This window comes from Erythrobacter sp. JK5, from assembly GCF_018205975.1.
GTDB lineage: Bacteria > Pseudomonadota > Alphaproteobacteria > Sphingomonadales > Sphingomonadaceae > Erythrobacter.
Map to the genome: position 1 here is coordinate 122,940 of NZ_CP073577.1, position 23,361 is coordinate 146,300.

At 64.6% G+C, this 23,361-nt stretch carries 15 protein-coding genes; 6 read left to right on the forward strand and 9 right to left on the reverse strand.

Going from position 1 to position 23,361, the window contains the following annotated elements; all coding sequences use genetic code 11:
* Positions 1–25: 25 nt before the first annotated feature.
* On the reverse strand, positions 26–1,588 hold the full coding sequence (locus tag KDC96_RS00605; protein WP_212449814.1) for an aldehyde dehydrogenase (NADP(+)): 1,563 nt from the start codon (positions 1,586–1,588) through the stop codon (positions 26–28).
* 124 nt (positions 1,589–1,712) lie between these two features.
* On the opposite strand from KDC96_RS00605, the gene KDC96_RS00610 reads away from it, so the two are divergent.
* Genes KDC96_RS00610 through KDC96_RS00620 form a run of 3 tightly spaced genes read left to right on the forward strand, consistent with a single transcriptional unit; the run spans position 1,713 to position 6,113 of the window.
* On the forward strand, positions 1,713–3,116 hold the full coding sequence (locus KDC96_RS00610) for a sugar porter family MFS transporter (RefSeq protein WP_212449816.1): 1,404 nt from the start codon (positions 1,713–1,715) through the stop codon (positions 3,114–3,116).
* A gap of 16 nt (positions 3,117–3,132) precedes the next feature.
* Positions 3,133–4,656 carry a tryptophan halogenase family protein gene (locus tag KDC96_RS00615; RefSeq protein ID WP_212449819.1) on the forward strand — a complete coding sequence of 508 codons (1,524 nt, stop codon included), beginning with the start codon at positions 3,133–3,135 and terminating at the stop codon, positions 4,654–4,656.
* Entirely contained in the window at positions 4,653–6,113 is a 1,461-nt protein-coding gene (locus KDC96_RS00620; protein ID WP_212449820.1) for a tryptophan 7-halogenase, read from the forward strand. The genes KDC96_RS00615 and KDC96_RS00620 overlap by 4 nt, the downstream gene beginning before the upstream one ends.
* A gap of 9 nt (positions 6,114–6,122) precedes the next feature.
* Here the strand turns inward: KDC96_RS00620 and KDC96_RS00625 are convergent, their stop codons facing one another.
* Both KDC96_RS00625 and KDC96_RS00630 read right to left on the reverse strand, forming a co-directional pair.
* Entirely contained in the window at positions 6,123–7,658 is a 1,536-nt protein-coding gene (locus KDC96_RS00625; protein WP_212449821.1) for a tryptophan halogenase family protein, read from the reverse strand.
* Complete coding sequence (locus KDC96_RS00630) at positions 7,655–9,223, reverse strand: tryptophan halogenase family protein (protein WP_212449822.1); 1,569 nt, start codon at positions 9,221–9,223, stop codon at positions 7,655–7,657. Before KDC96_RS00630 ends, KDC96_RS00625 begins: the two co-directional genes overlap by 4 nt.
* A gap of 152 nt (positions 9,224–9,375) precedes the next feature.
* Between KDC96_RS00630 and KDC96_RS00635 the strand changes: the two genes are divergently transcribed.
* Positions 9,376–12,765, forward strand: coding sequence for a TonB-dependent receptor (locus KDC96_RS00635; RefSeq protein WP_249171852.1), 3,390 nt, complete (start codon positions 9,376–9,378; stop codon positions 12,763–12,765).
* Between the two features lie 112 nt (positions 12,766–12,877).
* Here the strand turns inward: KDC96_RS00635 and KDC96_RS00640 are convergent, their stop codons facing one another.
* Both KDC96_RS00640 and KDC96_RS00645 read right to left on the reverse strand, forming a co-directional pair.
* Positions 12,878–14,047 (reverse strand): endo-1,4-beta-xylanase, encoded by a 1,170-nt coding sequence (locus KDC96_RS00640; protein ID WP_212449824.1) that lies wholly within the window; start codon positions 14,045–14,047, stop codon positions 12,878–12,880.
* Complete coding sequence (locus tag KDC96_RS00645; protein ID WP_212449825.1) at positions 14,044–16,461, reverse strand: glycoside hydrolase family 3 N-terminal domain-containing protein; 2,418 nt, start codon at positions 16,459–16,461, stop codon at positions 14,044–14,046. Before KDC96_RS00645 ends, KDC96_RS00640 begins: the two co-directional genes overlap by 4 nt.
* Positions 16,462–16,620: 159 nt before the next feature.
* Between KDC96_RS00645 and KDC96_RS00650 the strand changes: the two genes are divergently transcribed.
* Positions 16,621–17,733 (forward strand): LacI family DNA-binding transcriptional regulator, encoded by a 1,113-nt coding sequence (locus tag KDC96_RS00650; RefSeq protein WP_212449827.1) that lies wholly within the window; start codon positions 16,621–16,623, stop codon positions 17,731–17,733.
* A complete protein-coding gene (locus KDC96_RS00655; RefSeq protein ID WP_212449829.1) occupies positions 17,730–19,511 on the forward strand; it encodes an IlvD/Edd family dehydratase in 1,782 nt (593 codons plus the stop codon). Before KDC96_RS00650 ends, KDC96_RS00655 begins: the two co-directional genes overlap by 4 nt.
* Before the next feature lie 9 nt (positions 19,512–19,520).
* Here the strand turns inward: KDC96_RS00655 and KDC96_RS00660 are convergent, their stop codons facing one another.
* From KDC96_RS00660 to KDC96_RS00675, 4 genes are read right to left on the reverse strand one after another with little or no spacing between them, the layout of a single operon-like run.
* The gene (locus KDC96_RS00660) at positions 19,521–20,399 is read right to left on the reverse strand and encodes an SMP-30/gluconolactonase/LRE family protein (RefSeq protein WP_249171853.1); all 879 of its coding nucleotides are present in this window, start codon (positions 20,397–20,399) and stop codon (positions 19,521–19,523) included.
* On the reverse strand, positions 20,396–21,160 hold the full coding sequence (locus KDC96_RS00665) for an SDR family NAD(P)-dependent oxidoreductase (protein ID WP_212449831.1): 765 nt from the start codon (positions 21,158–21,160) through the stop codon (positions 20,396–20,398). Before KDC96_RS00665 ends, KDC96_RS00660 begins: the two co-directional genes overlap by 4 nt.
* A gap of 31 nt (positions 21,161–21,191) precedes the next feature.
* Positions 21,192–22,316: a fumarylacetoacetate hydrolase family protein gene (locus KDC96_RS00670; RefSeq protein ID WP_212449833.1), complete on the reverse strand. Its 1,125-nt coding sequence runs from the start codon at positions 22,314–22,316 to the stop codon at positions 21,192–21,194.
* Complete coding sequence (locus KDC96_RS00675; RefSeq protein ID WP_249171854.1) at positions 22,285–23,355, reverse strand: glycoside hydrolase family 5 protein; 1,071 nt, start codon at positions 23,353–23,355, stop codon at positions 22,285–22,287. The genes KDC96_RS00670 and KDC96_RS00675 overlap by 32 nt, the downstream gene beginning before the upstream one ends.
* Positions 23,356–23,361 lie beyond the last annotated feature (6 nt).

A 23,361-nucleotide genomic window follows, 5' to 3' on the forward strand; every position in this document is an offset into this window, starting at 1 on the left:
ACCCATGCCATAGCAACCTCCTCGGTCAGGTGCCGTGACGCATCTTTCCATCGACCAACTGGGGCATCCCCGGAGCACCGTCTTGGAGCTGTGCGGGCAACAGTGCGTCGGGCATGTCCTGATAGGCCACCGGGCGCAGGAACCGGTCGATCGCGAGCGTGCCGACCGAGGTGCTGCGACCGTCCGAAGTCGCCGGGAACGGGCCGCCATGAACCATCGCATGGGTGACGTCGACGCCGGTCGGCCAGCCATTGGCGATGATCCGTCCGGCCAGTCGCTCGAGCGTCGGCAGGAGCTGCCGGGCGGCTTCGTGATCGCCGTGCGTCAGGTGCAGCGTCGCCGTCAGCTGGCCTTCCATTCCAGACAGGATCTGATCGACCTGGTCGAGATCGTCGCACTGGATGAGGATCGAGCTTGGCCCGAACATCTCGGCGGCAAATTCGGGGTCCGAAAGGAACGCCTTTCCGGACGTTGTGTAGAGCTGCGCGCGACCGCACGATCCTTCGCCTTCCGCTCCGATCGCCACCCGTTCGGCCTTGTCCGCCAGACCGCCCACCAGCCGCTCGAAATTGTCGCGGATGCCGCCGGAAAGCATGGTTTGGGCGGGGACCGATTCGAGTGCCGCCTTTGCGGCGGCGAGGAATCGGTCCAGCGCCTCGCCGCGTACCCCCAGCACGATGCCGGGATTGGTGCAGAACTGGCCCGCGCCTAGCGACAGCGACGCGACATAAGCGGTGCCGAGGTCCTCTGCGGCCTGCTCAAGCCGTTGCGGCATCAACACCACCGGATTGACGCTGCTCATCTCGGCATAGACGGGGATCGGCACCGGGCGCGCCTGCGCGTGCCGCATCAGCGCCAGGCCACCGGCGCGCGAGCCGGTAAAGCCGACGGCGGCGATGTTCGAATCCTTCACCAGCGCCTCGCCGAGTTCGTGCGAGGTTCCCTGCAGCAAAGAGAACACGCCCGCCGGAAGCCCGCTTTCCGCCACCGCCTCGACAATCGCGCGCGCGACCAGTTCGGATGTGCCCGGATGCGCCGGGTGGCCCTTCACTACGACGCAGCACCCGGCTGCGAAAGCCGACGCGGTGTCTCCCCCGGCGACTGAAAAGGCGAGCGGGAAATTGCTCGCGCCGAACACCGCGACCGGGCCGAGCGGGATCATCCGCAGGCGCAGGTCGGGCTTGGGCGGAACGCGCGCCGGATCGGCATGATCGATCCGCACACGTTGCCAGCGGCCGGCCTCGATCTCGTCGGCGAACAGCCGCAGCTGGCCCACCGTGCGTCCGCGTTCTCCCTCGAGCCGCGCCTGCGGCAGGCCGGTCTCGCGCATCGCGCGCTGGGTTAGCGTGTCGCCCAGAGCATCGATCTTGGCCGCAGCGAGGCGGATGAATGCCGCCCGCTTTGCCGGGGCCAGATTGCCGAACACGGCCTGCGCCTCTGCTGCCTGCGAACACGCGAGCGCAACCTCGGCCTCTCCCGCTTCGTTGAAGGCTGGGTCGAGTGTCTCGCCGGTGCCGGCATCGACAGCGTGGAAGAAGGTGTCTCCGACATGCTTCTGGCCGGCAATGAAATTCGTTCCTTCAAGCATGGAGCGATTATCCTTTCGCAATCGGAGCGGGAAAAAATACCGGCTTGCCTAGTGCCGGATTTCCGTCGTAGGTAGCGCTAACATTTGCGAGGCGCAACGGTGACCTCGCTCGGGGAGGGGATCGATGGAAGACACGCGAGACAGTGCCAACATGGCGCTGATTTCCGCGATTGTGGCAGTGGCAACGATCGGCGGGTTCCTGTTCGGGTTCGACAGCGGAGTGATCAACGGGACGGTCGACGGGCTGCGCGCCGCGTTCGATTCGGACGACGTTGGGACCGGCTTCAATGTGGCATCGATGCTGCTCGGCTGCGCTATCGGCGCCTTCATCGCCGGCCGTCTGGCCGACGTGCTGGGGCGCAAGCGCACGCTGATGATCGCGGCGGTGTTCTTCATCGTCAGCGCCTATGGGTCAGGGATCGCCGGTTCGTCGACCGAATTCGTGATCTACCGGATTATCGGCGGGCTGGCGGTGGGCGCGGCAAGCGTGCTCGCGCCGGCTTATGTCAGCGAAGTTACCCCGGCGCATTTGCGCGGGCGACTTTCGAGCATTCAGCAGATCATGATCATCATCGGTCTCACCGCCGCCTTCGTTTCCAACTACCTTCTGGCCGAATATGCCGGAGCATCGACCAACCAGTTCTGGTGGGGGTTCGAGGCATGGCGCTGGATGTTCTGGATAGAGCTCGTCCCTGCAGCGGTTTTTCTCGCGGCGCTGGCATTGATTCCGGAAAGTCCGCGCTACCTCGTAGCCCGCGCGCGGACCGAGGAGGCGAAATCGGTGCTGACCGAGCTGTTCGGGCCGACCTTTGCCGCGCGCAAGGTCGAGGAGATCCAGACTTCGATCGCATCCGACCACGCGCCGCGCCTGTCTGACCTGATTGACCGCAACAGCGGCAAGGTCCGCGCGATCGTGTGGACCGGAATCGGGCTCGCGGTGTTTCAGCAGCTCGTCGGGATCAACGTGGTGTTCTATTACGGTGCGGTGCTGTGGCAGGCGGTGGGATTCAGCGAATCCGACGCGCTCAAGATCAATGTGCTCAGCGGATCGATCTCGATTGCCTCGTGCCTGGTTGCGATCGCGCTGATTGACAAGGTCGGACGCAAGCCGCTGCTGCTGATCGGATCGGTGGGGATGGCGGTCACGCTCGCGATCATGGCCTTCGCGTTCCTCAGCGGAGAGCTGGCCGACGGCGAGCTTGTGCTGTCTGACAATGCCGGGTTGGCCGCTCTGATCGCAGCGAACGCCTATGTCGCGCTGTTCAATTTCAGCTGGGGCCCGGTGATGTGGGTAATGCTGGGAGAAATGTTCCCCAACCAGATCCGCGGTTCGGGCCTCGCGGTCAGCGGATTCGCGCAATGGGCCGCGAATTTCGGGATAACCATGACCTTCCCGATCATGCTCGCGACCATCGGGCTGACCGGTGCCTATGGCTTCTACGCGCTGAGCGCGGTGGTGTCGGTGCTGTTCGTGTGGGTGATGGTGCACGAGACCAAGGGCATCGAGCTTGAGGCGATGGAGGGCTGATCCTAGAGTCGGCTGCATGATTTCGGGATCGCTCAATCCGGTGCGGGTCGTCGTCCTTGGCGGGGGTACCGCTGGATGGATGGCGGCTGCCGGACTGGCGAAGCTGCTGCCCGGACTGTGCACGGTCGATCTGGTCGAAAGCGAGGATATCGGTATCGTCGGGGTGGGAGAGGCAACGCTCCCGCATATCCGCGCCTATGTCGAACGGTTGGGTATCGACGAGGCCGAATTCATGCGCGCCACCCATGCCACCTACAAGCTGGGGATAGACTTTCGTGATTTCGGTCGGATCGGGGAGAGCTACATCCACCCGTTCGGATCGTTCGGGGAGGAAGTGGCGGGGATCGGATTCCATCACTTCTGGCTGGAAATGCGCCAGCACAGCCTCGCCGGTGAGCTGGGCGATTATTCGCTCGCGGTCGCGGCGGCGCGCGCCAACCGGTTCCAGCCGCCCGCCGCCGAGCCCTCGCTCGCCTCGACCTATGGCTACGCCTACCAGTTCGACGCGACCCTGTTCGGACCGTTCATGCGCGACTTCGGTATCCGCCACGGTGTGACCCGGTACGAAGGGATCGTCACCCGAGTGGAGCGCGACGCCGGGAGCGGCGACGTGACCACGCTGGTGCTGAAAGACGGGCGGCGGATCGAGGGCGATCTGTTTATCGATTGCTCGGGTTTCCGCTCGCTGCTGCTCGGGCAGGAAATGGATGAACCGTGGGAAGACTGGACCCATTGGCTTCCGTGCGACCGCGCAGCGGCAATGCCGTGCACGCACGAGACCGGGGACATTCGCCCCTACACAATCGCAACCGCGATGCCCGCTGGCTGGCGGTGGCAAATCCCGCTGCAACACCGGATGGGCAACGGATACGTGTTTTCGAGCGCGCACCTCTCTGAAGACGAGGCCTGCGAGACGATCCGCAACGCGGCGGAGGGCGATCCGCTCGCCGACCCGCGCATCCTGCGGTTCCGCCCGGGTCGTCGCAGCCGGTCGTGGAGCGGCAACGTCATCGGTGTAGGCCTGTCGAGCGGATTCCTCGAACCGCTCGAATCGACCTCGATCTACCTCGCGCAGATGGCGATTACCTACCTGATCGAGCTGTTCCCGTCCGGAGGCGGCATCGATCCGCGCGACCGCGACGAGTTCAACCGGCTGGTCGATATGGAATACGACCGGGTGCGCGATTTCCTGATCCTGCATTACCACGCCACCACGCGCGACGATTCCGAGTTCTGGAACCATGTCCGCACGATGCAGGTGCCCGACAGTCTCGCCGACAAGCTGCAGCTGTGGCGCAAGGCCGGGCGGGTGGAGAAGTATTCCGACGGGCTGTTTTACGACGCCAGCTGGATCGCGGTCTACGTCGGGCAGGGCATGCTGCCCGAACGTCACGATCCGCGCACGGCATTGGCCGATCCCGAACGGGTGGCGGGCGCGCTCGACCGGCTCAAATCGACAATCGCAGAGGAAGTAACGGCGATGCCCGCCCATCTCGACTACCTTCGGCGCGAGCGGACCCGGCTGGCCGAACCGGCATGAGCGAGGCGCGCCCAGCGCTCGACCGGATCGCGGTCGCTGGCGATGGTCAGGTCGGCGTGCTTGCTGCGCTGGCGCTCAAGCGGGCGCTGCCGGCCTGCGAGATCACCGTCGTGGGGCTGGCGCCCGATCCCGCCGCGTTCGCGGATCACGCGGCGACTGCGCTTCCGTTCACCAACAAGCTGCACGATCGGCTGGGCATCCGCGAAGACTGGATCGTCGCGCGCGCCGGTGGCAGCCACAGACTGGTGACGCGTTGCTTCGGATGGGGCGAAGAGGGGCAACACGGTCCGATCGCCTACGGTGCCAGCGCCGACCCGCTGCAATCCATGGCGTTCGGACGCGAATGGGGCGGGGGTTCGAGGACCGTGACCGCGCGCGAGCAGCCCGGTTCGCTGGCCGAGACGCTGGCCGGTGCGGGCCGGTTCAGGACGCCGCCGCCGGACGTCGAAACGCCGCTGGCAGAGGTCGATTATGCGCTGCGCTGGGTTCCGAGCGCCTATCGCGCGCTGCTGATCGAACTGGCGCAGCAGCTCGGCGTGCGACACGTGCAGGCGCGATCGATCGGGGTAGAGACCGATGGCGCGATCGGGGCGAAGGCGCTCGCAATCGAAGGCGGGTCGCGGATCGAAGCGGACCTGTTCCTCGACTGCAGCGGACCGGCGGCGCACCTGCTGCGCGCGTTGCCCACCTGTCGCGAGCGGGAGTGGTCGGATACCTTGCCGACGCGCCGGGTGCTGGTGGCCAGGCCCGGCGGCCCGATGCTCGCGCTGGAGGACCGGATCTCGCTGCTGGCGGACGGCTGGCTGACCGAGCTCGCCGGACGTGACGGCTTGCACACCGTTCTCGGCGTCGGCGAAAGGGTATCCGAAGCGGCGGCGATGCAGGCCCTGGCTTCGCCGTTGCAATACGCGGTCGAACTCGCCCCGGCGCGGGTCGCCGAACCATGGATCGGCAATGTCATCGCGATCGGCGATGCAAGCGCGCGGTTCGAACCGCTCGGCTGGCTCAATCTCGACCTTGCGCATCGCCAGCTGGCGCTGCTGCTGGAGCTGCTGCCGGGCAAGGTGATCGAACCGCTCGAGCGCGCCGAATACAATCGTCGTTCGGGCATGATGATGGACACTGCGCGCGATACGCTGGCGCTGTTCTACGCCGCACCGCGTGCCCGCCGGGTGTTCGCGAGTGTCACGCCGCAGCACGTCTCGCTGACGATCGACCAGTTCACCCGGCGGGGACGCCTGCCATTCCGCGAGGAATCGCCGCTGTTTGCCGAAGAGCAGATGGCGCTGCTGCGCGCGGTCGGTTTCGAACGCGGCACACCGCCGCAATTCAGCGCAGGCGATCCGCGCCAGATCGACGCGGCGCGACAGGCGTTTTCGGCCCGGGCACAGGCCGCACTGGACTACGCGCCGCCCTACCAGCAATGGCTGGCAAGCGTGACAGGCGCGACCGGCTGACGGCCGGGGCTAGGCGACCGCGCGCCGATCGACCGGGATCGCGCTGCCATTCTGCACAAGGAACTGGTCCTGTGTCGGCATCTGCGAAACCGTGCTGGTCACGACGTCGCGGATATGCGCCAGCCGCTTGCGCGTTTCGGCCTCGTCGAGCAGCCCGGCTAGCGGGTGATGCCCGCCCGCCTTTACGCCCTGGCCCACCATCACCGACAGCCAGCTCGTCTCGGTGAACAGCTCGTTGTGCTCGCGGATCACCCGGCCCGAACTTTCGAACATGGCGATCTTTTCGGCGAGGCTGTCGGGCAAACCCAGATTGCGGCAATAATCCCAGAACTCGCTGCCGGAGCGCTCGGTCGCGGTGTAATGCAGCACCAGGAAGTCGCGGATATCGATATATTCCTGTTCATTCTCGCGGTTGTAGCGCGCGATTTCCTGCGCGCCGAAATCGCGGGTCGGAAACAGCGTCATCAGCCGTGCGATGCCCGATTGCACGAGGTGGATCGCGGTCGATTCAAGCGGTTCGAGAAATCCCCCGGCGAGGCCCAGTGCGACGACGTTCTTTTCCCATGCCCGCTCGCGGTGCCCGGCGAGGAAACGCAGATGGTTGGGTTGCGCCAGCGGTGCGCCGTCGAGATTGGCGAGCAGCAGGTCCTCGGCCTCCGCCTGCTCCATGTGAGCCGAGGAATAGACATGACCGTTGCCGATCCGATGCTGCAACGGAATGCGCCACTGCCAGCCGGCCGGGCGCGCGGTCGAACGGGTCAGAGGCTCATGATCGCCGCCCAGTTCGCACGGGATTGCCACCGCGCGGTCGCAGGGCAGCCATTTCGACCAGTCGGTGAATGCCACGCCCAGCGTCTGGCCGAGCAGTAGGGAGCGAAAGCCCGAGCAGTCGATGAACAGCTCGCCCTCCACTTCGGTGCCGCTCTCCAGCCTTACCGCAGTGACGAACCCGGTCTCGGCATCCTGCATCACCTCGACGACCTTGCCCTCGATTCGGGTGACGCCCTGCCGTTCGGCGCGGCCGCGCAGGTAGCGGGCGTAGCGACCGGCATCGAACTGGAAGGCATAGCCCAGCTTCGACAGCGGCGAATTGGGCTGGTCGCGCCGCGGCCACAGGAACTTGCCCGCTTTCCCCGCCATCGCCGAAATCGAATAGGCATCGAGCGGCGTCTCGTCTCCCAGCCCAAGCCCGCGCAGCCAATAGTGGTGGAATTCGATCCCGAGCATGTCGAGGCCGTAGGTGCCGAACGGGTGGACGTAGGCATGGCCTTCGCGCCACCAGTCGACGAACTCGATCCCGAGCTTGTAGGTCGCGTGGGTCTCGCGCACGAACTCGCTCTCGTCGAGGCCGAGGAGCGCGTTGAAGGCCTGGATCTGCGGGATCGTTGCCTCGCCGACTCCGACCGTGCCGATCGCCTCGCTTTCGACCAGCGTGATCGAAAGGCCGGGAAAGTCGCCCATGATCTTCGATAACGCCGCCGCCGCCATCCACCCGGCGGTTCCGCCGCCGACGATGACGATCTTGCGGATCGGTTCGCCGCTCATTGCGCCGCCGCCAGGCCGGGTTCGACCCCCTCGTGCCATGCTCCCGCCTGCTTCAGGAATTGCTCCTGCGTCGGCATTTGGTCGGCGGCGGCGCGATAGGCTGCGCGCATCTGGGCCATCGCCTGCGCGACCTTAGCTTCATCGAGCGTGTCGGCAATCGCTTCGTGGCGCTCCGGCCAGATGTTCTGTCCCAGCATCACCGCTACCCAGCTCGGCATGGTGAACAGCTCGGCATTCTCGCGGAAGATTCGACCCCGGCTGCGCCACAGTTCGATCTTGTGCGCGAGGCTGTCGGGTATCTCCATGTCGCGGACATAGCGCCAGAACGGCGAATCGTCGCGCTGCGTTGCCTTGTAATGGAGGATGATGAAGTCGCGGACGTCCTCATAGGTTTCGCGCATCCCGCGATTGTACTCGTCGCGCTCGAGCCCGCAGTCGGGGCCATCCGGAAACAGCGCGAACAGCCGCGCGATGCCGTTCTGGATAAGATGGATGCTGGTCGATTCGAGCGGTTCGATAAAGCCCGAGGACAGCCCGAGCGAGACGACATTGTGGCTCCACGCCTGTTTGCGCATTCCGGTGAGGAAGCGCAGCGTGCGCGGCTCGGTCAGTGGCTCACCCTCGACATGGCGCAGCAGGATGTCGCGCGCCTCGTCTTCGTCCATGTACTGGCTCGAAAAGACGTGGCCGTTGCCGGTGCGGTGCTGGAGCGGGATGCGCCACTGCCATCCGGCGCTGTGCGCGGTGGCGCGGGTGAACGGATCGGGGGCCCCGCGATTCGCGGTGGGGACCGCGATCGCGCGATCCATCGGCAGCCAATGGCTCCAGTCCTCGTAGCCGGTTTCGAGTGTATCCTCGATCAGCAGCCCCCTGAAACCCGAGCAGTCGATGAACAACTCGCCTTCGATCCGATCGCCGTTTTCCAGACGCACGGCAGTAACATCGCCGCATTCGCCGTCGCGCTCGACCTCGACGATCCGGCCTTCGCGGCGCTGAGTGCGCTGCCGCTCCGCCATGGTGCGCAGGAAGGCCGCATACAGGCTGGCATCGAAATGAAACGCATAGCCGATCTGCGCAACCGCCGACTTCGCGCCAGGCGCAGGCCGGCCGAATCGACCCATCGCCGCCGCGACCGAGCTCATCGAATATTCCGCGATTCTTCCCGCCTGCGCTGCGCCACTGCGAGCGCATTCGCGCAGGTAGAGTTGGTGGAAGGCGATGCCGTGCAGGTCCTGCCCGTAATTGCCGAACGGGTGGAAATAGCGATCGCCCTTCCTGCCCCAGTTCACGAATTCGATTCCCAGCTTGAAGGTCCCGCGCGTGGCGCGCAGGAATTCGTTTTCGGGGATATCGAGCATCGCGTTGAAATTGCGGATCGGCGGGATCGTCGCTTCGCCCACGCCGACCGTGCCGATCGCGTCCGATTCGATCAGCGTGATCGTCCTGCGGCCATCGTCGAAGTATCGCGACAGCGCGGCGGCGGCCATCCAGCCTGCCGTCCCCCCGCCGACAATCACCACTTTTTTCAAGCGCCCGGTGGTAGCGGTATCTCGGCTCTCGGCCATTCCTCGCCCCTCCCATAGGCAAAGCTGCAACACCTTAAGGATAAACTTCCCAGCGATCTCTTGCCAAGGCCCTGTATCGCCGATATGCAGCGGTCTGGGAAAGAGAAAGCGCTGCGTTCGAAATTGGTAGCGCTAACATGGGGAGGGGAGCTGTGCGTCAAGCAACGGCTTTTTCAATCGGGCGTAAGGCTCGCGATGAAAATGTTTATCGAATTGCCCTGAAGGCGAGTGCGTCGGCTCTTGCGCTGGGTGGCCTTCTCGCAGCGCAGGTTGCGCATGCGCAGGACACGTCGGCCGACGAGGGAGACGACCAGGAAGAGGTCGCGTCCGGTAGTCCCGAGATCGTCGTCCGCGGTATTCGCCAGTCTCTCGAAAGCGCGCAGAACATCAAGCGCAACGCCGACACCGTGGTCGACGTCATTACGGCTGAGGACATTGGCGCACTTCCCGATCGCTCGGTGACCGAAGCGCTCCAGCGTGTTCCGGGCGTCGCGATCAACCGCTTTGCCGGATCGAACGATCCCGACCACTTCTCGGTCGAAGGTTCCGGGGTCGTCATTCGCGGTCTCAACTTCGTCCGTTCGGAATTCAACGGCCGCACCGCGTTCGTAGCCGGTGTCGGTGGGCAGGCGCTGAACTTCGCCGACGTCCCGTCCGAACTGCTCGGCTCGGTGGTCATCAGCAAGAATGCCACCGCCGACCTGATCGAAGGCGGTCTCGCCGGTACGGTGAACCTCAACACCCGCAAGCCGTTCGACAACAACGGCCTCAAGATCGCTTTCAGCGGGGAAGCGAACTACGGCGATTTCCGCGAGGAGTGGACCCCGACGGTTTCCGGGTTGATCAGCAACACCTGGGATACCGATTCGGGCCGGTTCGGACTGTTGATCAGCGGATCGTATTCGCGGATCAAGAGCCGTGCGGACGGTCTTCAGATCACCAACTTCCAGACCCGTGACAACGTGCTCGCCGAAAAGGCGTTTGCCGGCGGCGCACAGGTCTGCCGCAATCCGCTGCCTGGCACGGCCGACAGCCGCACCTTGCCACCGGGCGGGTCGGTGTGCGGCACCGCGCAAGGCCCCGGGGCGGATGGTTTCGCCGATTACGCCGATGTGCGCTATGCCCCGATCGGCGGCCAGTTCCGCACACAGGAATTCGATCGCAAGCGCGATGGGATCGCGGTTTCCGCACAATGGGAATCGAACGATGAGCGCACGCGCCTCACGGCCGAATTCATCCGCTCGCACAGCACCAATGAATGGGGCGAGTACACGTTCGAAACGCAGCCGGACAGTTCGGAATACAACACCTATCCGCTCGGCTGCAATCAGAACTCCAACGGCCCCGCCGAACGTGTTCCCGATGGTCGCGGCGGTTTCATGGACGGCGATCCGACCACTCGCGGCGAATGCCCGGTCGGCGGCTTCCAGGACTACATTTACGACAGCAACAACCTGTTCCAATCGGGCTATATTACCCGGCCGAGCGATGGCTGGCGCGGCAACGATGCCGCCGGTGGCTTCGTGCCGGCCGGCGGGATGCAGCAGCAGATCGCCCGTCGTCAGGTCGACGAGGAAACCACCAACACCGATTACAGCCTGCATCTTTCGCACCAGCTGACCGATCGCCTGACGATCGATCTCGACGCGCAATATGCGGAGTCGCGCAAGGAGAACCTCGACGTCAGCCTGTTCGGTTCGACCTTTGCGGACCAGGAGCTTGACCTGACGGGCAACCTGCCGATGGTGATCCCGCACAAGCCGAATTTCCTGTCCTACAGCTGGGCAGGCGACAACGCCGAACTCGCGGGACAGAGCGATGCGGAATACTTCATGGATCCGCGCTCGCAATTCTGGCGTGCGGCGATGGATCACATCGAGGACAGCCAGGGCGATCAGTTCGCGTTCCGCGCGGACATGCAGTACGATTTCCCGGACGACAGCTTCCTGCGTTATGCCAAGGTCGGTGCGCGCTATTCGGGGGCCGATCAGACGGTGCGCTACACCACCTACAACTGGGGTGTGCTCAGCGAAGTGTGGTCTGGCACGCCGGTTTCGTTCGACGAATTCGGCACCGACCAGCAGACCTTCTACGATTTCCCGGATTTCTTCCGGGGTCAGGCACCGGGTCCGGTCGGCGCATTCTACTATGCCGGCGATCTCACCGGAGACTACGAAGGGTTCCAGGCCTTCGGGCTCGGCGTGAACCAGGAATGGCAGAACCAGGGCGGCAGTGCGGGATGGGTCCCGCTCGCGCAGCGTAGCGGGGCGATTGACGGCACTCCATATCTGCCCTCCGACATTCAGCGCATCCGGCAGGACGACTACGCCATCTACGGCATGCTGTCCTTCGGCGACCAATACGAACCGATCTTCGGCGACGTTCGTCTGGGCGGCAATATCGGCCTGAGATATGTCAGCACGACGATCAGTTCACCGGGTATCTATAGCCTTGGCGGACGCCAAAATCTTGGTGTGCAAAACCCCTTTGACGAACGCTGTGGCGACCCGGTTCAGACACCCACTGGTCAGTTGGTAAGCCCTGGCGGAGTTTGTGCGCTGGGCGAAGATGCCTACAACAACCTGCGTGAGCTTGCGATTCAACCAGACATCAATGTCCCCTCAAAGACCACCTACGACTTCCTGTTGCCCAGCGCGAACCTCAAGTTCGGCATCGGCGAGGACGTGATCTTCAGGCTGGCGGCATCGCGGGTGCTCACCCGGCCCGACAACGCCTTCCTCAGGAACTTCCTGAACGTCAGCATCGATACCAACAGCGGGGCACTGTTCGCGCAGGCGGGCAATCCTGGCATCAAGCCGGCAACCGCGTGGCAGTTCGACGCCAGCCTCGAATGGTACTTCGCACCCGTCGGATCGATTACGCTCAACGGCTTCTACAAGTCGGTCAGCGACTTCTTCTTCCAGCGTGTGCGGGTGGAGAATTTCACGTTCGGCGATCAGTCGGTCGATATCCTGACCCGCGGGCCGGACAATTTCGACGAGAAGGGCAAGATCAAGGGCTTCGAGCTCGCGTATCAGCAGACCTACGACTTCCTGCCGGCACCGTTCGATGGTCTCGGGATAGCTGCGAACTACACCTATATCGACAGCGAAGGCCTGCCGAACACGTTCCTGAATGGGGGCAATCTCGCCAACAACACGGTGGAGTCGCCCTCAACGATTGCGCCGGGGAACCTCCCCCTCGAACAGCTTTCGAAGCACAACGTCAACGCGACTGTGTTCTACGAAAAGGGTCCGATCTCGATGCGCGCCGCCTACAACTGGCGCTCGCGCTTCCTGCTGACCGCTTCGGACGTGATCTTCCCGTTCTACTCGATCTTCAACGAGCCCACGGGTCAGCTCGATGCGTCGATCTTCTTCAACCTGACGGATAATGTCAGGGTCGGCGTGCAAGGGGTGAACCTCACCAATGAGGTCACCGAAACCACGCAGGCCTTTACCGGGGATCCGGACCTGCTCGCCCCGCGCTCGTTCTTCATGAACGACCGCCGTTTCTCCTTCATCGTCAGGGGCAATTTCTAACTCTCTCCCAAACCTCGGGAAAAACTGAGGGCCGTCGCATCGCAATGATGCGGCGGCCCCTTTTTTTGGATCTGGATGGAGCGGCGTGCGCGGCCCGGCAAGGTTGCAGAAGCTACGCCTGCAAGGCCGCAGCGATTGCGTCGCGCATCGGCTTCGTGCGGTATTTGCTGTCGTATGGGGTGCCGCGCACTTCGAGCCCATCCGGCCTTGCCGCCGGCTCGAAATATTGCAGCCAGTTGGAGGCATCGACCATGCCCCAGGCCAGAATGTCGTCGAGGTGATCGTCGTATTCGAGCATCAGATCGAAGTAGCGCCGCGTGTAATCGGCCACCTTGGCGTCGCGCAAAGCGATATCGCCCGGCAGCGCCGCGTCCTTGACGTCGAACTCGGTGATCAGCAACCGGTAGCCCATGCCGGTCACGTCATCGAGGAAGCGGCGCCAACCTGCTTCGTCATACGGTCCGACCCCCGTGGCGGGGTCGATTTCGAATATCTCGATATGCGACTGGATGCCTAAAGCATCGCACGGCACGCCGCGCTTCTTCATCCCTTCGAGCAGGCGCAGAACATCTGCGCAATGCCCGGCATGGGCCGGTTCCCAGCTCATGTAATCGTTGTAGACCAGCTGCGCATCGGGCAGCCGCTCGCGCGCGGCGTGGAAAGCGAGATCGATCACCGCTTCGGGGTTGCCCATGGCGCGGCTCAGGCTGGTTTCGATTGGCGCGCGGCGCTGGTGGTCGATCGCTTCGTTGACGACGTCCCAGCTGGCGATCTGGTCGCCGTAGCGGGCGGTGACCGTGGCGATGTGATCGACCAGCAGGCGCTCTGCCTCGCGCACCGGATTGGCACCGAAATCGTAGCTATTGAGCCAGTCGGGAAACCACTCGGGCCGGTGCCACAACAGCACGTGCGCCCGCAGCTCCATCGCATGCGCGAGGGCCCAGCGCGCAATCTCGTCCATCGCCGAGAAGTCGTAGGCATCGGGCGAGGGGCGCAGCGCCTGCCACTTCATCTCGTTCTCGGGCACGATAATGCCGCATTCGGACCTGACCAGCGCGGCGTAGTCCGGGTTGCTGAGCGACATTCCCGTGCCCGCCTCGTTCCAGGCGACGGCGGTGCCGAACCGCCTTCCGCCCCGGCGCGCAATCGCATCGAGGCTCGTGTTCCCGCCCGCAACGGGGCCGCCCACAGGCAAGACAGCGGGCGCTCCGGCGCAGGCGGTCAGCGACAGGCCACCCATTCCGGCGAGGACGCCCCGCCTGCTGGCTTGCCAGTCCCTCATTCCGCGACGGTGATGTTGACGGCTTCGACGTCGCGCGAGTTGGGGCCGACCATGAGCATGAATTCACCGGGCTCCACCACGCGCTTCATCTCGCGGTTCCACAAGGCAAAGGCATCGGGCCGGATCGCGATGTCGACAATCCGGTTCTCGCCCGGCTGCAGGGTCACGCGTTTGAACCCGACCAGCTCCTTGACCGGCCGCGTCACCGAACTGACGATATCGCGCAGGTAGACCTGCACCACTTCGTCACCTGCGACAGCGCTTGTGTTGGTCACCGGGACCCGCACGGTGACGCCTTCGCCCGGCCTGATCGATGCCGAGGACAGCGAGGGGCTGAAAAATTCGAACTCGGAATAGGACAGGCCGAAACCGAACGGATAGAGCGGCGCGGCATCGTCGAACAGGTAACCGCGGCGCGCGCTCGGCTTGTGGTTGTAGAAGAACGGCAACTGCCCGGCATTGCGTGCGACCGTGACGGGAAGCTTGCCGCCCGGATTGATCCGGCCGAACAGCGCATCGGCGATCGCATTGCCCTGCTGTTCCCCGGCATACCACGCTTCGAGGATCGCGTCGGATTGCTCGGCCACCGTCAGATAGCTGGGCGGGCGGCCATTGATCAGGACGGTCACGATCGGCTTGCCCAGCGCCTTGAGCGCGCGGAACAGTTCGTTCTGCTCGCCCACCAGATCGAGGCTGGTGCGGTCGCCGAGGTGATTTTCGGCCCAGCCTTCGCGGCTCGTCTGTTCTGTGTCGCCGATGAACAGGACGATCGTGTCGGCATCACGGGCCGCATCCACCGCCTGCGCAATCATGCGCCGGTTGTCGGCGGGATCGGCAAGCTCGACCTTGTCTTCCCACCAATCGTCATCGAGCGTGATTGTCACGCCTGGGGCATGGATTATGTCTGCTCGATTGCCGACAAGTCTGCGGATCCCCTCGAGCGGGCTGACCGTGTTCCTCGGGATACCGTAATAGCCACCCAGACGCGCGACGTCGGCATTGGGGCCGATCACCGCGATGGTCGGCCTTTCGCCCCTCGCTTCGGGCAGCGAGAGCGGCAGAACGCCGTCGTTCTTGAGCAGGATCAGCGATTGTTCCGCCGCCTTGCGCGCCAGCGCAACGCCCGCTTCCGTGTTGGACGCGAGCGCGGGCCCCATGTCGGTGACGAAGGGCTGTTCGAACAGACCCGCATTGAACTTCATCGTCAGGATTCGTTCGACGGCGGTGTCGATCTGCGCCTCGGTAATCTTGCCTTCGGCAAGCAACCCTTCGAGGAACTTGTAGGAAGCCCCATCGGGGAAATCGATATCGACCCCGGCGCGCATCGCCAGCACGGCCGCTTCGGGAATTTCGGCTGCGATCTTGTGGCGCGAGACCATCTCTTCGATGGCGAAATAGTCGGATACGACCGTGCCCTTGTAGCCCCATTCGTCGCGCAGGATGTCACCCAGCAACCAGGTGCTCGAATGGCTCGGAATGCCGTCGATCTCGTTGTAGCTCGCCATCACGGCGTCGATCGCGGTGCGGTCCACCACCTCCTTGAACGGCGGGAAGAACGCCTCGCGCAGGGTGCGTTCGGAAATCTGGGCCGGTCCGATATTGGTCCCGCTTTCCGGCTGACCATGCCCGGTCATGTGCTTGAGTGTGGCGAGCACCTGACCGTCCTTGAGCTTGGGATCGGTCCCCACGCCTTGCAGGCCCTCGACCGCTGCGACACCCATTTCGCCGACCAGAAACGGGTCTTCGCCGAATGTCTCCTCGATCCGCCCCCAGCGCGGATCGCGCGCCACGTCGACCACGGGTGAAAGCACCTGGTGCACGCCGCGCGCGCGCACTTCGCCGGCGATGTGATCGTTGACCTCGCGCACCAGATCCGGGTTCCAGGTTGAGGCCAGCCCGATCGCCTGCGGGAAGCTGGTGGCGTTAAGCGCAGCAAGGCCGTGAAGCGATTCCTCGTGCGTGAGGATCGGAATGCCGAGCCGCGATTGCTCGCGCGCCCATTTCTGGAGGGCGTTCACATAGGCGATGCTCTGCTCGATCGAGCGCGGGGTGTTCTGGCGCGGACTGCCCGGGCCGAGCAGGTCGGAGGGCCGGGTGAAGAAGCCGAGCCCGTGTGGATATCTCGCCGAAGCCTTGGCCGGGTCGAAGAAATTGTCGTCATCCTGGATCGCAGCCTTGTCGGTCCAGATGCTGATCATCTGGGCCAGCTTTTCCTCGATCGTCATGCGCGCCAGCAGATCGGCAACGCGTGCTTCGACCGGCAACGATGCGTCCCAGTAGGGCGCATCGGCCATCGGCTTTTCCGCCGAGATTTCGATCCTTGTGTCTTGCGCGATCGCCGGGACGGCATGGTGGACCGACAGTGCGGCAAGGGCAATTCCGGCCGACAGCAGGCCGCGCTTCAAGATGCTCATCAAATCCCCTCCAACCCGATCCGGCTTGACCGCCACATCATTTATGGTAGCGCTACCATGATGCAGGGGGGAAGGCTTGTCAATATCGCATTTCCAATCTCGCGCCGCAGGCTGCCGCACCTCTTGCTCGATTGCCGGTGATGCAGGTAGGGCGACAACATGAGCACTCACCGATCCGCCGGCAAGCCTGCCCGCAAGCGCAGCTCGCGCCGCAGCACTGTCGCGCCGACTATCGCCGATGTCGCGCGCGAGGCCCGCTGCTCGCCGATGACGGTCAGCCGGGTCATCAACGGTGAGGGCAATGTTCGCGAGGACACCCGCGAACAGGTCGAAGCCGCGATCCGCAAGCTCAACTATGCGCCCAATCGTGCCGCACGCTCGCTTGCAGGCGGGTCGCAGCTGCGGATCGGTCTGCTGTTCGACAATCCGTCCTCCTCGTATCTCGCCGAATTCCTGATGGGCGCGCTGGAGGAAGCGACTCATCGCGACATCCACCTCGAAGTACAAAGCTGCGACAACGCGCCCGACAATGCGCTCGTGATCGAGAAGATGCAGGCGGGCGGGACCACCGGTTTCATCCTGCCGCCGCCGCTGTGCGACGACCAGAGCGTGCTCGATCTGATCATCGCCAAGGGCGGGGTCGCGATCGCAGTCGGGCCGGGCAAGGCCAGCGGATCGCACGGTGCGGTGATGATCGACGAGTATCAGGCCGCATTCGACATGACGAAGCACATCATCCGCCTCGGGCACGAGCGGATCGGCTTCATCATCGGCAACCCCGAACAGGTCGCCAGCGGCAGGCGCTTGGCGGGCTTCAGGGCGGCGATGGAAAAGGCCGGCCTGCCGCTCGACGAGACACTGATCGCGCAAGGGCAGTTTACCTACCGATCGGGCATGGTTGCATCCGAAAAACTGCTGTCGGAGCCGAAGCGCCCGACGGCGATCTTCGCTTCCAATGACGACATGGCGGCCGCCACCATCGCGGTGGCGCATCGCCGCCACCTCGACGTGCCGAGCGACATCACCGTGTGCGGGTTCGACGACACCGATCTGGCGAGCTCGGTGTGGCCCGAACTGACCACCATCCGCCAGCCGATCCGGGAAATGACGGCCAAGGCGGTCGAAATGATCGCCTCGCAGACCCGGACGATGAAATCGGGCGAGAAGCCGAGCATGGAACATGTCATGATGCCCTACGAACTGATCCGTCGCAGCTCAGATGCTGCGCCGAGCCTCGTCGGCTCGCATCGTACCGACGATCCGGGCGAATGACGAAAGGAGGTCCACGCCGACTGCGTTCGCGCGACTGGTTCGACAACGCCGAACGCATGGACATGACCGCGCTCTATCTCGAGCGGTTCATGAATTACGGGATCACGCCGGAAGAATTGCGCAGCGGTAAGCCGATCATCGGCATCGCGCAGTCGGGCAGCGACCTCAGTCCGTGTAACCGGATTCACCTCGAACTCGCCAAACGCGTGCGCGACGGAATCCGCGATGCCGGGGGGATTCCAATCGAGTTTCCCGTCCATCCGATCTTCGAAAATTGCCGCAGGCCCACCGCCGCGCTGGACCGCAACCTGCTCTACCTGGGGCTGGTCGAGCTGCTCAACGGCTACCCGATCGACGGGGTGGTTCTGACGACTGGCTGCGACAAGACGACGCCGAGCCAGATCATGGCCGCAAGCACGGTCGATATACCGGCGATCGTCCTCAGCGGCGGACCGATGCTCGATGGCTGGCACGAAGGCGAGCTGGTCGGCAGCGGGACGGTGATCTGGCGCAGCCGGCGCAAGCTGGCGGCGGGCGAGATCGACGAGGAGGAATTCCTCGACCGCGCAACCTCGAGCGCGCCTTCGGCCGGGCACTGCAACTCGATGGGCACCGCCTCGACCATGAACGCGGTGGCCGAGGCGCTGGGCATGAGCCTGCCCGGCTGCGCGGCGATTCCCGCGCCCTATCGCGAGCGCGGGCAGATGGCCTATCGCACCGGTCAGCGGATTGTCGGCATGGTTCGGGAAGACCTGAAGCCGTCGGACATCCTCACACGCGATTCCTTCCTCAATGCGATCGCAACGGTCAGCGCGATTGGCGGCTCGTCGAACGCGCAGCCGCATGTGCAGGCGATGGCGGCGCATGCGGGCATAAGGCTGGAGCCGGAGCTGTGGCAGACCCATGGCTACGACCTGCCGCTGCTGGTCAACATGCAGCCCGCAGGGGCGTATCTCGGCGAACGGTTCCATCGCGCCGGGGGCGTTCCTGCGGTCCTGTGGGAGCTGCACGAGGCCGGGGTGCTTCACGGCGGGGCGATGGCCTGCACCGGGCGCACCATCGGCGAGGAGATCGAGGGGCGGGAGAGTCGCGACCGCGAAATGATCCGCCCGTTCGCCGAACCGCTAATGACCAAGGCCGGGTTCCTCGTCCTCTCGGGCAATCTGTTCGACTTTGCGATCCTCAAGACCTCGGTGATTTCGCAGGAATTCCGCGAACGCTATCTCAGACGACCCGGCAGCGAGGGCGTGTTCGAAGCGCGCGCGGTCGTGTTCGACGGATCGGATGATTATCACCACCGCATCAACGATCCCGAGCTCGCTATCGACGCGGATTCGATCCTCGTCATACGTGGTTCGGGCATCGTCGGTTGGCCGGGCAGCGCCGAAGTGGTCAACATGCAGCCGCCCGACGCGCTGATCCGGCAGGGCATGCAATGGCTTCCGACCATGGGCGACGGACGGCAATCGGGGACGAGCGACAGTCCGTCCATTCTCAATGCCTCGCCAGAGAGCGCCAGGGGTGGCGGGCTGGCCTGGCTGCGCACCGGCGATACGATCCGCATCGACCTCAACCGCGGCAATTGCAACGCGCTGGTCGAGGATGCCGAGATCGCGCGCCGCCTGGCCGAGGAGCCCGCGCCCGAACCGCCGCCGAGCCAGACCCCTTGGGAAGAACTGTTCCGCGAAAAGACCGGCCAGCTTGGCGAGGGTGGGGTGATGGACTTCGCGCTCAAATACCGCGGGACCAGCCGCAAGCCGCCGCGACACAATCACTAAGGCGGCAGTTCAGCCCAGTACGACCGGGGCCTGGGCGAACCCCGCGACCGGCGCCGCGAACGCAAACAGGCTTCCCGCCATCGGATGACGCTCCATGTCGGCGCCGCCCATGTTCTTGGTCGCGGTGGTTACGAAGGCGGTGCGCAAGTCCGCGCCGCCGAAACCCATCTTGGTGATGTCGCGCGCGGGCATTTCGATCCGGTCGACCAATGCGCCGTCGGGCGAATAGCGCGCCACGTGGCTGCCGAGATAGAGCCCGGTCCAGACGTGATCCTCGGCATCGACAACCGGCCCATCGGGAAAGGCATCGGGAAAATGTTCGGCGGTGTTCGCGAAAGGCTGCGCTTCGCCGGCGCCTTCGCGCGTGAGCGGGGCGACCATGATGCGCTTGGACAGCGTATCGGTGAAGTAGATCCTGTCGCCCTGCGCGTTTGCGGCAGGTCCGTTGGTGATCGCAATTCCGGCCGGGCCGGCGGGTCTGATTTCTCCCCGGTCGAAGACATAGAACCGCCCCGATGCGTCGGTTTCGGCGTCGTCCATCGATCCGAACCAAACCCGGCCCCACGGATCGGTGCAGGCGTCGTTGAGGCGGTTGGTCGCAGGCTCGCCCGGAACGGAGGCCAGTTTCGCGAAGCTCTGGGCTTCGGGATCGTAAAGGTAGAGCCCGTCCTTCAGACCGCACAGCAATGGTCCGGTCTGCGAGGGGAGCGCCCAGCCGATGGGTTGCGGTGCCACCGCAAAGGCGTTCGAGCCGGTTTCCGGATCGTAGTGCCACAACCGGTTCTGCTTGATATCGACGAACCAGGCCACCTGACGGCGCGAATCCCACACGATCCCTTCACCCAGCTTCGCCCTGGCCGCGACCGCGACATCGACCGCGGGACTCATCGCCAGCCTCCATCGATCCAGAAGTTGTGCGCCGTGCAGAACCGCGCATCGTCGGACGCGAGAAACAGCGCCACGGCTGCCACGTCGCCGGGTTGGATGCGACCGTCGAGGCATTGGGCCGCCACGATCTCGGCCTCGCCTTCGGGAGTGTACCACTGCTGCTGGCGCGGGGTCTGGACATTGCCCGGCAGGATCGCGTTGACGCGGATATTTTCGCGGCCCAACTCGCGCGCGAGGCTCCGGGTCAGACCCTCGACCGCCGCCTTGGCGGTCTGGTAGACGGCGAGATCGGCCAGTCCCAGATGCCAGCTGATCGAGCCGAGATTGACGATGCTGCCGCCGCCCGCTTCGCGCATCGCCGGGACGACGGCCTGCGCCGCGAAAAACTTGTGCTTGAGATTGATCGCCATGCGCCGATCCCAGTATTCCGGCGTGACCTCGTCGATCCGGTGGCGATCATCGTTGGCGGCGTTGTTAACCAGCACGTCGCAGCCGCCAAGCATGCCGATCAGGTCCTTCAGGCAGGCCTGATATCCTGCGGCATCGGTGATGTCGCACTTGCGATAGATCGGCGGGGTTTCGCAATCGGCCAGCTCTTCGCAAAGGGCATGGCTGGCCTCATCGGCGATATCGACGAATGCGACCTTGGCGCCCTGCCGGGCGAAACCTTCGACAATGCCCGCGCCGATGCCCGAGCCGCCGCCGCTCACGATTACGCGCTTGCCGACGAGACTCGGATAGATTGCAGCATTCGAATTCAATTCGGTTCTCCCCCTGCGCGAAACCTGCCGCTCAAATCCTGTCGGCCAGCCCGCGCTCCGTCAGGTTTCGGACGAACCCGCCGATCCCCATTTTCCAGCTGGGCGCGTCTTTCGAAGTTGTAACGGTGTTGGTCAACGTCCCGATCCGTTGCGACCGGATCGTTACGCGATCGCCGACCTTGTGCGTGAAGCCGGCCCCGGGCTCGTCGCGATCCTGTGTCGGTGCGAACAATGTCCCGCAGAACAGCACGAAGCCATCGGGATAATGGTGTTCCGACAGGCATTGCGCGACCAGATCGAGCGGATCGCGGCTGATCTGCGACATTTCGTTGGTGCCTTCGAGCCGGTAACCTTCCGGGCCTTCGATCAAGAGTTCGACCACCGCCGAGCGCACGTCGTCGATCCCGAACGTGTCTCCGAACAGGCGGATGAAGGGGCCTATGGCGCAACTGGCATTGTTGTCTTTCGCCTTGGACAGCAGCAGCGCCGAACGCCCTTCGAAGTCGCGCAGATTGACATCGTTGCCGAGCGTCGCGCCGACGACTTCGCCGTCCGGCGTGCACACCAGTACCACTTCGGGTTCCGGATTGTTCCAGCTCGAATCCGACCGGATGCCGATTTGCGCACCCGCTCCGACCGAGGACAGCACGGGGGATTTCGAGAAGATTTCCGCATCGGGGCCGATCGCTACTTCGAGATATTGCGACCACATCCCCTGTTCGATCAGCGCGGCCTTGAGCTGCGCGGCCCGATCGCTGCCGGGCACGACCGAGCGGATCCCGGCACCGACCGCATCTTCGAGCTGGGCGCGGATCGCGCGTGCCTGCCCGGCGTCGCCGCGCGCGCGCTCCTCGATCACCCGCTCGATCGCCGAAAGCGCGAAGGTCACGCCGCTCGCCTTGATGCATTGCAGGTCGATCGGGCTGAGCAGGGTCCAGCCGTCTGGCAGGCCGTCCGCGACCGGGCCGAGCGTTTCCCCGCCATCGACCAGGCCCCGCGCGATCGCGCCGGAAACGCTGGCCACATCGCCAGTCAGATCGAACAGTTCGCCGCCGCGAATGCCGATCACGCACGGCCCGTCGGGCGAGAGCGCCCGGCCGAGGAACTGTCCGGACGCGTAGTCGTCAGGAAGAAAATCGGTCAGGTTGGCGGTCATTCCGACGCTTCGGCCTCGCCGCCTTCAAGCCCCATCGCCTCCAGCATGCCGGGCAGCCAGCTACCCGTTTCGCGATCCCAGAACGGGAAGGTGTTGGCATAGCCCCAGGTGCAGATGCCGACCCCAGCGGCGCGAAGGCTTCGCGTACCGCGCGATGATAGGTTGCACGCTCCTGGGTCGGGCTGTGCAGGTCGTAGGCCCCGGTCTCACCCATGAAGGGCAGTTTCCCGGTGCGTGCAATATAGGCCTTTACCTTGGCGACATCGGCCGCCAGCCGCTCCTTGTCGGCCTGGGTTCCGTATCTGCGGCCGGGTTCGAGCACCAGCGGCGCGACCCAGCTGGCACCCTGATGGGTGTAGTCGAACGGCTCGTAATAATGGAACGTCGGATAGATGTTGGGATCGTCGGGCAGCGGCAGGGTCGCGAGCGAATCGATCCCGCTCCAGTTCTCGCCGCCATAGATCACCGGGCGGGTCGGGTTGGTCGCGCGCACCGCTTTCAGCGCTGGATCGAGCGTTTCCAGCAAGTTGGAATGGTTGAAATTCATGTGCGGTTCGTTTTCGAGCTCGAACCACAGCCGGTCTTCAGGGTAATCGGCGAACTGCACGGCGATCTGCCGCCACACGCCGCCGTGCCACTGCGCGGTTCCCGCAGGATCCACATGGATCGGGTCGAAATGATGGCTGTTGAGGATAACGTTGAGATCGGCATCGAGCGCCCAGTCGACGATCTGCCTGACCCGGGTCATCCATTCGGGATCGACGGTGTAGGGCGCCTCGGACCGGCTCCTTGCGTGCCACCGCACCGGAAGGCGGATCGTGTCGAACCCGGCCGCTTTGATCCGCGCAAAGTCCTCCGCCGCGATCGGCTCGCCGCCCCAGCCGTTTTCCGTTGGCGGTTCGAGCGAGTTGCCCATATTGACGCAGGTTCCGACCGGCAGCGCCTGCGGAGCATCGCCAGATGGCTGGGCGACTGCGGAGTAGGGCACGGCGAGCGCAACCGACAGCGCGAGCGCTGCGAGAGATGGTTTGGTCAGCATGTCGTG

Excerpts from the sequence above, each read along its gene's own strand:
- KDC96_RS00630 (WP_212449822.1), bottom strand. The coding sequence starts at position 9,223 with ATGGCCGAGAGCCGAGATACCGCTACCACCGGGCGCTTGAAAAAAGTG.
- KDC96_RS00675 (WP_249171854.1), bottom strand. The coding sequence starts at position 23,355 with ATGCTGACCAAACCATCTCTCGCAGCGCTCGCGCTGTCGGTTGCGCTC.
- KDC96_RS00640 (WP_212449824.1), bottom strand. The coding sequence starts at position 14,047 with ATGAGGGACTGGCAAGCCAGCAGGCGGGGCGTCCTCGCCGGAATGGGT.
- KDC96_RS00615 (WP_212449819.1), top strand. The coding sequence starts at position 3,133 with ATGATTTCGGGATCGCTCAATCCGGTGCGGGTCGTCGTCCTTGGCGGG.
- KDC96_RS00625 (WP_212449821.1), bottom strand. The coding sequence starts at position 7,658 with ATGAGCGGCGAACCGATCCGCAAGATCGTCATCGTCGGCGGCGGAACC.
- KDC96_RS00605 (WP_212449814.1), bottom strand. The coding sequence starts at position 1,588 with ATGCTTGAAGGAACGAATTTCATTGCCGGCCAGAAGCATGTCGGAGAC.
- KDC96_RS00610 (WP_212449816.1), top strand. The coding sequence starts at position 1,713 with ATGGAAGACACGCGAGACAGTGCCAACATGGCGCTGATTTCCGCGATT.
- KDC96_RS00670 (WP_212449833.1), bottom strand. The coding sequence starts at position 22,316 with ATGACCGCCAACCTGACCGATTTTCTTCCTGACGACTACGCGTCCGGA.
- KDC96_RS00660 (WP_249171853.1), bottom strand. The coding sequence starts at position 20,399 with ATGAGTCCCGCGGTCGATGTCGCGGTCGCGGCCAGGGCGAAGCTGGGT.
- KDC96_RS00655 (WP_212449829.1), top strand. The coding sequence starts at position 17,730 with ATGACGAAAGGAGGTCCACGCCGACTGCGTTCGCGCGACTGGTTCGAC.
- KDC96_RS00620 (WP_212449820.1), top strand. The coding sequence starts at position 4,653 with ATGAGCGAGGCGCGCCCAGCGCTCGACCGGATCGCGGTCGCTGGCGAT.
- KDC96_RS00645 (WP_212449825.1), bottom strand. The coding sequence starts at position 16,461 with ATGAGCATCTTGAAGCGCGGCCTGCTGTCGGCCGGAATTGCCCTTGCC.
- KDC96_RS00650 (WP_212449827.1), top strand. The coding sequence starts at position 16,621 with ATGAGCACTCACCGATCCGCCGGCAAGCCTGCCCGCAAGCGCAGCTCG.